The 8,671-nt window shown below is 55.1% G+C and carries 7 protein-coding genes and 1 pseudogene; 5 read left to right on the forward strand and 3 right to left on the reverse strand.

Translation table 11 applies throughout. The features are described from left to right. Positions 1 to 244: 244 nt before the first annotated feature. A complete protein-coding gene (locus CJF39_RS21950) occupies positions 245 to 1,828 on the reverse strand; it encodes a peptide chain release factor 3 (RefSeq protein ID WP_047278953.1) in 1,584 nt (527 codons plus the stop codon). 305 nt (positions 1,829 to 2,133) lie between these two features. Here CJF39_RS21950 and CJF39_RS21955 point away from each other — a divergent pair, with 305 nt between their 5' ends. The 5 genes from CJF39_RS21955 (at position 2,134) to CJF39_RS21975 (ending at position 7,158) form a co-directional block, all read left to right on the forward strand. Further along, positions 2,134 to 2,886: an ABC transporter permease gene (locus CJF39_RS21955; RefSeq protein WP_170942720.1), complete on the forward strand. Its 753-nt coding sequence runs from the start codon at positions 2,134 to 2,136 to the stop codon at positions 2,884 to 2,886. Positions 2,887 to 2,911: 25 nt separating this feature from the next. Further along, positions 2,912 to 3,805 carry a glycine betaine ABC transporter substrate-binding protein gene (locus CJF39_RS21960; RefSeq protein ID WP_094995305.1) on the forward strand — a complete coding sequence of 298 codons (894 nt, stop codon included), beginning with the start codon at positions 2,912 to 2,914 and terminating at the stop codon, positions 3,803 to 3,805. 9 nt (positions 3,806 to 3,814) lie between these two features. Continuing rightward, positions 3,815 to 4,468, forward strand: a complete 654-nt coding sequence (locus tag CJF39_RS21965; protein ID WP_094995306.1) for an ABC transporter permease — start codon at positions 3,815 to 3,817, stop codon at positions 4,466 to 4,468. Next, entirely contained in the window at positions 4,465 to 5,622 is a 1,158-nt protein-coding gene (locus tag CJF39_RS21970) for an osmoprotectant ABC transporter ATP-binding protein OsmV (protein ID WP_094995307.1), read from the forward strand. Before CJF39_RS21965 ends, CJF39_RS21970 begins: the two co-directional genes overlap by 4 nt. 372 nt (positions 5,623 to 5,994) lie before the next feature. Next, entirely contained in the window at positions 5,995 to 7,158 is a 1,164-nt protein-coding gene (locus CJF39_RS21975; RefSeq protein WP_094995308.1) for a type III PLP-dependent enzyme, read from the forward strand. A gap of 62 nt (positions 7,159 to 7,220) precedes the next feature. On the opposite strand, the gene CJF39_RS21980 is transcribed toward CJF39_RS21975, so the two are convergent. Both CJF39_RS21980 and CJF39_RS23110 read right to left on the reverse strand, forming a co-directional pair. After that, entirely contained in the window at positions 7,221 to 8,234 is a 1,014-nt protein-coding gene (locus CJF39_RS21980) for an alpha-xenorhabdolysin family binary toxin subunit B (RefSeq protein ID WP_094995309.1), read from the reverse strand. A 20-nt stretch (positions 8,235 to 8,254) separates the two neighbouring features. Then, positions 8,255 to 8,671: pseudogene (locus CJF39_RS23110) on the reverse strand (hypothetical protein); the annotation flags it as partial.

Raw genomic sequence — 8,671 nt, forward strand, 5'->3', positions numbered from 1 at the left:
CATCTTGGCCTCCTGGCTTTAATGGCGGTGTATTTTACAGAAAATCGTATTTCTTGGGTTTACGTACAGAGCCTAGCCATCAGTCCAACCCAAAGCTGTTGTGTTGAGCGTTATCGAGTTTCCGTCTTTTCGGTATATCCAAAGAGCAAGCAGATCAGAATCAAAAAAACGACCAAAAAAATGCCAGTCAGCAGAACTGACTGGCATTCAACGCACATGACCTGCGTTACCGAGGGGTCACACCTTAGTGATGCTCACGCGTCGCGCGGAACTTCACATCAGGCCAGCGCTCTTCCATCAACGCGAGGTTAACCCGGGTCGGCGCCAGGTAAGTCAGGTGACCGCCGCCATCTAGCGCAAGGTTTTCCACAGCCTTGACGCTGAATTCTTCCAGCTTCTTCTTATCGCTGCATTCGATCCAGCGCGCAGACCATACGGTGATCGGCTCATAAGAGCATTCCACTTTGTATTCTTCTTTCAGGCGGCTCGCCACCACGTCAAACTGCAGCACACCCACGGCGCCCAGAATGATGTCGTTGCTGCGCTCGGGGAAAAACACCTGAGTGGCGCCCTCTTCGGCCAGTTGCTGCAAGCCTTGGCGCAATTGCTTGGACTTGAGCGGATCGCGCAGACGCACCCGACGGAACAATTCCGGGGCAAAGTGCGGGATGCCGGTGAAGCTCAGGCTCTCGCCTTCGCTGAAGGTGTCACCGATTTGTATCGTGCCGTGGTTATGCAAGCCGATGATGTCGCCCGCATAGGCTTCTTCGAGTTGCTCACGTTCGGAGGAGAAGAACGTCAGCGCGTCGCCGATGCGCACATCCTTGCCCGTGCGTACGTGACGCATCTTCATGCCTTTTTCATATTTGCCCGAGCAAATACGCATGAAGGCGATCCGGTCCCGGTGCTTGGGGTCCATGTTCGCCTGAATCTTGAACACGAAGCCGGTGAACTTCTCTTCTTCGGGCTCGACCGTACGCTCGTTGGCAACACGGGCAAGCGGCATCGGCGCCCAATCCACCACGGCATCCAGCACGTGGTCGACACCGAAGTTGCCCAAGGCCGTACCGAAGAATACCGGAGTCAGTTGGCCGTCGAGGAACTCTTGCTGGTTGAACTCATGGCACGCGCCTTGAACCAGTTCCAGTTGATCGACAAAACGGTCGTACTCGTCACCCAAGTGCGCGCGGGCTTCGTCGGAGTCAAGCTTCTCAATGATTTTGACTTCAGTGCGTTCGTGACCATGACCCGCGGTGTAAACAATGATGTAGTCGCCCGCCAGGTGATAAACACCCTTGAAGTCGCGGTAGCAACCAATCGGCCAGGTGATCGGCGCCGCCTTGATTTTGAGTACGGCTTCGATTTCGTCCAGCAGCTCGATCGGGTCGCGGATGTCGCGGTCGAGTTTGTTAATGAAGCTGACGATAGGCGTGTCACGCAGACGGCACACGTCCATCAGCGCGATGGTACGTGGCTCAACACCTTTACCGCCATCGAGCACCATCAAGGCCGAGTCGACAGCGGTCAGCGTACGGTAGGTGTCTTCCGAGAAGTCTTCGTGGCCCGGGGTGTCGAGCAGGTTGATCATGTGGTCGCGATACGGGAACTGCATGACCGACGTGGTAATCGAGATACCCCGTTGTTTCTCCATTTCCATCCAGTCGGAGGTGGCATGGCGGTCGGACTTTCGCGATTTCACCGTACCGGCAACGGCAATGGCCTTGCCCATCAGCAAGAGTTTCTCGGTGATGGTGGTTTTACCCGCATCGGGGTGGGAAATGATGGCGAAAGTGCGGCGTTTCGCGACTTCGGCGGCCTGATGGGTCATGGGAAATCGCCTGACGATTGATTCAAAAAAGGGCGCGGATTATAGCCCAAATCCGGCATCCGCAGCCACCGTTGGTGCCTTGGCTTTGATCACAAGGGTGGCAATGTGCCGTAAAAAATGTGAACCTTTTGAGCGGTGGAGGCGTCCACTCTCCTGATACGACAAACCGTCAGGAGCTGAAATATCAGCAAGTTAGCCTGACGAGGCTGCGCTAATGACAGGCGAAGCCGGCGTTTACTCTGCCCCCGCCTGTTGCTCTTCGCGAACACATTGTCGGCAGCCAGGAATGGCATTGCCACACGAGAATGTGTTCGCCGACTGAAAAAAAAAGGAGTCCGCCTGTGGCTAATCGCTATGGAAAAGGGCTTATAGGTTGCGTGGCAGTTGTCGCCCTCCTGGCCCTGTTGGTCCACTGGATCGGCATCAGCACTATCGAACACTATCAAGATGATCTGTTGTTCTACCTGCAAGCCCATCTGTACCTCGTACTCGTTTCAATGCTCGCCGCTCTCCTTGTAGGGATACCCGCCGGCATTTTCCTCAGCCGACCTTCAATGGTCGGACGTGCGGAACGCTTCATGCAAGTCTTCAACATCGGCAACACCGTCCCGCCGCTGGCTGTACTGGCCATTGCACTGGGCTTTCTGGGGATCGGTAGCGGTCCCGCCATCTTTGCCCTGTTTCTCGCCTCGTTGCTGCCCATTGTGCGCAACACGTACGAAGGCCTGAAAAACGTACAGGGTTCACTCAAAGAAGCCGCCGTCGGCATTGGAATGACCCCGCGCCAAGTGCTTTGGCGAGTCGAGTTACCCAATGCCGTGCCCATCATAATGGGCGGTGTGCGGGTTGCACTGGCGATCAACGTCGGGACCGCGCCACTGGCGTTCCTGATCGGCGCCAACAGCCTGGGCAGCCTGATTTTCCCTGGCATCGCCCTCAACAATCAGCCGCAACTGATCCTGGGCGCCGCGTGCACCGCGCTGCTGGCATTGCTGCTCGACGGCCTGGTGATACTCATCAGCCGCCAATGGTTGGAACGCGGCCTGCGACCTGTTTAAGGTCGGGCTGAGCATAGGAAAACCCATGAAAAAAATAAGCTTGTTTTTAGGCTGCATCCTGCTGTGCGCAGGAATTGTGCAGGCCGCTGAAAAACCCTTGATCCGCATCGGGGCGCGGGTGTTCACCGAACAGACTCTGCTCGCTGAAATCACCTCGCAATACCTCAATACCAAGGGCTACAACGCTCAAGTGACTGGCGGGTTGGGAAGCAGCCTGGCGCGGTCGGCGCAGGAGTCGGGACAGCTGGACATGGTGTGGGAGTACACCGGGGTTTCGCTGGTGGCGTACAACCACATCACCGACAAACTCGACAGTCAGCAATCCTACGACCGCGTTAAAGAAGTCGACGCCAAGCAAGGCCTGATCTGGCTGCACCCGTCCAAGTTCAGCAATACCTTTGCACTGGCGTTACCACAGGAAGTGGCTGAGCAATACCCGCACATCAACACCATCAGCGACCTCAACAAAGCCCTGCGCGAACCCGAGCACAAAAAAGCGCTGGTGGCACTGGACACCGAGTTCGCCAACCGCTCGGACGGTCTTGGAGGTCTGGTCAAGCTCTACGACATGGACCTGACCCGTAGAAATATCCGCCAGATGGACGCCGGTCTGGTCTATACCGCCCTGAAAAACAGCCAGGTGTTTGCCGGGCTGGTCTACACAACCGACGGCCGACTGAGCGCTTTTAACCTCAAGCTGCTGGACGACGACCGGCATTACTTCCCGGACTACACCGCCGCTCCGGTTGTGCGTAAAGCCTATCTGGATCAGCACCCGGATCTCGAAGGCCTGCTCAAGCCGCTGGCCGACCTGTTTGATGACGAAACCATGCGTCAGCTTAACGCCCGGGTCGACGTGGATCACGAAAGCCCATCCAAAGTGGCCGCCGACTTCCTGCGCCAACACCCGCTCAACTGAGGAGAAGACATGGAATTTCTAAACGCCTTTTCCCACATGGATTGGACGCTCGTACTGCACCTTACGTGGCAGCACATTACCTTGGTCGGCATCGCCGTGACCTTGGCCATTGTGGTCGGCGTGCCGTTGGGTGTACTGATGACCCGCTTCCCGACGTTGGCCGGGCCGATGCAGGCCAGCGCTACGGTATTGCTGACCATCCCGTCCATCGCCCTGTTTGGCCTGCTGCTGCCGTTCTACTCCAAGTTCGGTCAGGGCCTGGGGCCGATGCCAGCCATCACAGCTGTGTTCCTTTATTCACTGCTGCCCATCATGCGCAATACCTTTCTTGCGCTCACCGGTGTTGAGCCGGGTATCCGTGAGGCCGCTCGCGGTATTGGCATGACCTTCGGCCAGCGCCTGCGCATGGTCGAATTGCCCATCGCCGTGCCTGTGATTCTGGCCGGTGTACGCACCGCTGTTGTGATGAACATCGGTGTAATGACCATCGCCGCTACCATCGGCGCCGGCGGTCTGGGTGTACTTATTCTGGCTGCCATCAGCCGCAGCGATATGTCGATGCTGATCGTCGGCGCCGTGCTGGTCAGTGTGCTGGCCATCATCGCTGACTTGCTTTTGCAATGGCTGCAACGCTCGCTGACTCCAAAAGGACTGCTCAAATGATCGAACTTCAAAACCTCAGCAAAACCTTCCAAAGCAACGGCAAAGATGTCAAAGCCGTCGACTCGGTGAACCTGACCGTCAACGAAGGCGAGATCTGCGTATTCCTCGGGCCATCGGGTTGCGGCAAAAGCACCACGTTGAAAATGATCAACCGCCTGATCAAGCCCACCTCCGGCAAAATTCTGATCAACGGCGAAGACACCACGGACCTCGACCCGGTAACCCTGCGTCGCAACATCGGGTACGTGATTCAGCAAATCGGTTTGTTTCCGAACATGACCATCGAAGAAAACATCACGGTCGTGCCAAGACTGTTGGGATGGGACAAACAGAAGTGCCATGAACGGGCACGTGAACTGATGAGCATGATCAAGCTCGAACCCAAGCAATACCTGCACCGCTACCCGCGCGAGTTGTCAGGTGGCCAGCAACAGCGCATTGGCGTGATCCGCGCCCTGGCCGCTGACGCGCCCCTGCTGCTGATGGATGAGCCATTTGGCGCTGTCGATCCCATCAACCGTGAAATGATTCAGAACGAGTTTTTCGAGATGCAACGGGCGCTGAACAAGACTGTGATTATGGTCAGCCACGACATCGACGAAGCCATCAAACTGGGCGACAAGATTGCGATCTTCCGCGGCGGAAAGTTGTTGCAGATGGACCACCCGGACACCCTGCTCGCCCACCCTGCCGACGAGTTTGTCAGCAATTTTGTCGGACAGGACAGCACCCTCAAGCGTCTGCTGCTGGTCAAGGCCGAAGACGCAGCCGACAACGCGCCTTCCGTCAGCCCTGAAACCCCGGTAGGCGAAGCGCTGGAGCTGATGGACGAACTCGACCGTCGATATGTCGTCGTCACCTGTGCCGACAACAAGGCGCTGGGTTATGTGCGTCGTCGCGACTTGCATCGCCAAACCGGCACCTGCGGGCAATACCTGCGCGAATTCACCGCAACGGCGGCATCCGAGGAGCACTTGCGCATCTTGCTGTCACGCATGTACGAATTTAACCGTTCGTGGTTACCGGTGATGGATACCGAACGTGTGTTCCAGGGTGAGGTCACCCAGGAATCGATTGCAGCCTATTTGAGCTCCGGTCGCTCACGTGGTGCCAAGACCAGCATCGTGTCCCCTGCCGAGACCGCCCTGGCCTAAACGGCAATGGCCCAGGAGCGAGATTGCCTCGCTCCTGCGGCCTCTCAACCTCGCCATAAACGCTTCATGGAACATCCCTTCCTTCCCACGGTCGGTTACTTAAATAGCCGATACGCCGCCTGCGACGAAGTCGTGCAAAAACGCGACATTTTTTGTTGATCAATGCGCAATCACCCCCTACAGTTCGCGCCGAACATCCATGCTGGAAACGATCCATCCGGCTCAAGTACTGACGACGAGACAGCAAGGTTCATTTACCTTTTTTGCTTTCGGCGGACATGCCTTGGGAAGTAGGCGAACCAAAGTGGGGATACGGAGGATGTTCAGTTGCGCCCATTTATAGATGACGTTTGCCACTAGGAGTCCCTCTGCATGTCGATTAAGGTCGAAGACTATTACGCGCGCGATACCTTTCAGAAAATGAAAGCGTTCGCTGACACCCAAGAAACCCCGTTCGTCGTGATCGATACCGCGATGATCAGCCAGGCCTACGATGACCTGCGCGCAGGTTTCGAATTTGCCAAGGTGTACTACGCCGTCAAGGCCAACCCGGCTGTTGAAATCATCAACTTGCTGCGCGACAAAGGCTCCAGTTTCGACATCGCGTCGATCTATGAGCTGGACAAAGTAATGGCCCAAGGCGTTAGCCCGGATCGCATCAGTTACGGCAACACCATCAAAAAGTCCAAAGACATCCGCTACTTCTATGAGAAAGGCGTGCGCCTGTTCTCCACCGACTCGGAAGCCGACCTGCGCAATATCGCCAAGGCCGCGCCGGGGTCGAAGGTGTATGTGCGCATCCTGACAGAAGGCTCGACCACCGCTGACTGGCCGCTGTCACGCAAGTTTGGCTGCCAGACCGACATGGCCATGGACTTGCTGATTTTGGCCCGCGACCTTGGTCTGGTGCCTTACGGTATTTCATTCCATGTCGGCTCCCAGCAGCGCGACATCAGCGTGTGGGACGCGGCAATAGCCAAGGTCAAGGTCATCTTCGAACGTCTGAAGGAAGAAGACGGGATTCACCTGAAGCTGATCAACATGGGCGGCGGATTCCCGGCCAACTACATCACTCGCACTAACAGCCTTGAAACCTACGCTGAAGAAATCATCCGTTTCCTGAAGGAAGACTTCGGCGATGACCTGCCGGAAATTATTCTGGAACCGGGTCGTTCGCTGATTGCCAACGCCGGGATTCTGGTCAGCGAAGTGGTGCTGGTGGCCCGTAAATCCCGCACCGCCGTAGAGCGCTGGGTGTATACCGATGTGGGCAAGTTCTCGGGCCTGATCGAAACCATGGATGAAGCCATCAAGTTTCCGATCTGGACTGAAAAGAAAGGCGAGATGGAAGAAGTCGTTATCGCCGGTCCGACCTGCGACAGCGCAGACATCATGTATGAAAACTACAAGTATGGCCTGCCGCTCAACCTGGCCATCGGTGACCGTCTGTACTGGCTATCAACGGGCGCTTACACCACCAGTTACAGCGCCGTCGAGTTCAATGGTTTCCCGCCGCTGAAGTCATTCTACTTGTAATCAAACCCATCACGATGCCCATACAGCCAAACTGCATGGGCATTATTTGCAGGCGCTAAAACTTAAACGCGCACCTGACGCAATACTGAAATAAAGGTCGTTAGATGCGTTTGCAATGCACTCATATCGCATGCATCCGCGGTTTGAAACAGGCGACACTCTCTTAAAAATACCACCAGGCTTTCCTCAACCAAGCCCACCTCTTCTACCCACTGGACTCTTGCAGTCAATACACCGCCATAGGCTTCGACATTTTCCTTTCGCGTCTGTAGTTTTTTTATTTTGGCGTCCAGCTCTTGCAGCTCACCCGCGTTCGCGGATATTTTTTTCGAAACACGCACAAGGGCTTCCGATAAAGATGCCAGCTTTGCGGCTGCGCCAAACATATCCAAATACTTCTCCAGTCGCTGGAGGCCCAGTTTAATAATGTCCGCGTCTAACTTGGGAACCAATGCCTGGGATACTAACACCTGAAGTTCATCCGCGGTGGGCAGTACATTTTCAACCTGTTTTTTCCAAAAATCATTGCTGAGTAAATCGTCTGCAGCTTTAATTTCTTGCCAGTCAGCCCTGAGTCGATCCCCCTCGGCTTTTAATGCTGCTTCGCGGGCCAGTAGTGCAATCAGGCGGGCCTCATCATACTCAAGTAACTCGTCAGCAAAATGATCCAGCGTTAATCCGCCAACTTCGTCCCGGGAGGCCACAACCAAACGTCTGGCGGTCTCTGCTTTTTGTACTACAGTGCTCAGTCGTAGCTGGCAGAGGGCTTCAAGGTCTTCAATACTCTTGGCTTTGAGTTTGGCATCCAAAGAGGCAGCATCAGCAATCTCCTTGTACTGCCTGGCGATATCGCCAATGCCGGTATTGGAGAGTGAGGCCTCAAGTGCGATGGCCTGATCCACTAACGAGCGACTGTGGTTGTTTATCACGACCTGCGCGCTTACGACACGCTCTTGTAGGCCTGGAAGTAAAGCAAAAGCGTTACCCACAACAGCGCGATTAAACACACTCACGGCTTCCTTGACAGGAGCCATGTTCAACGTGGGGTAAAGATTCAAATAAGTGATTCCGTTCACACCTAGGTTCCTTCTAAAAATCAGCCACTGACCATTTCATTGAATGCATTGGAGATCTGCACGGTGTAATTTTTGATACTGCGCCATGGATTAATTACCGTCGCAAAATTAAGCGCAAACGTATGCAGCTCCAGCATCGTATTGACCTGAGCCAGCTCTTCACTGGCTTCATTGAGGTAACGGGCAATATACGTCCATACCTGCGACAGCTGTTTGGCGCCTACTTCGGCCGATAACATCCGTCCTTGCAAATCAATAAAATGCACTTGAAGATCGTCGATCAGCTCAATCAACTTATCAGCATTATTAACTTGCATCTTCAATTCTTGCCTTTCAACGATCAGGCGATTTTTCTCCTTAGGAATCTCCGAACAAGTTTTCAAATGTGCTGAAATACGCCTGACCACCTGATCCGAGCCGCCTATGAGCCAGATGAG

The organism is Pseudomonas lundensis (assembly GCF_002269125.1).
Taxonomy (GTDB): domain Bacteria; phylum Pseudomonadota; class Gammaproteobacteria; order Pseudomonadales; family Pseudomonadaceae; genus Aquipseudomonas; species Aquipseudomonas lundensis_A.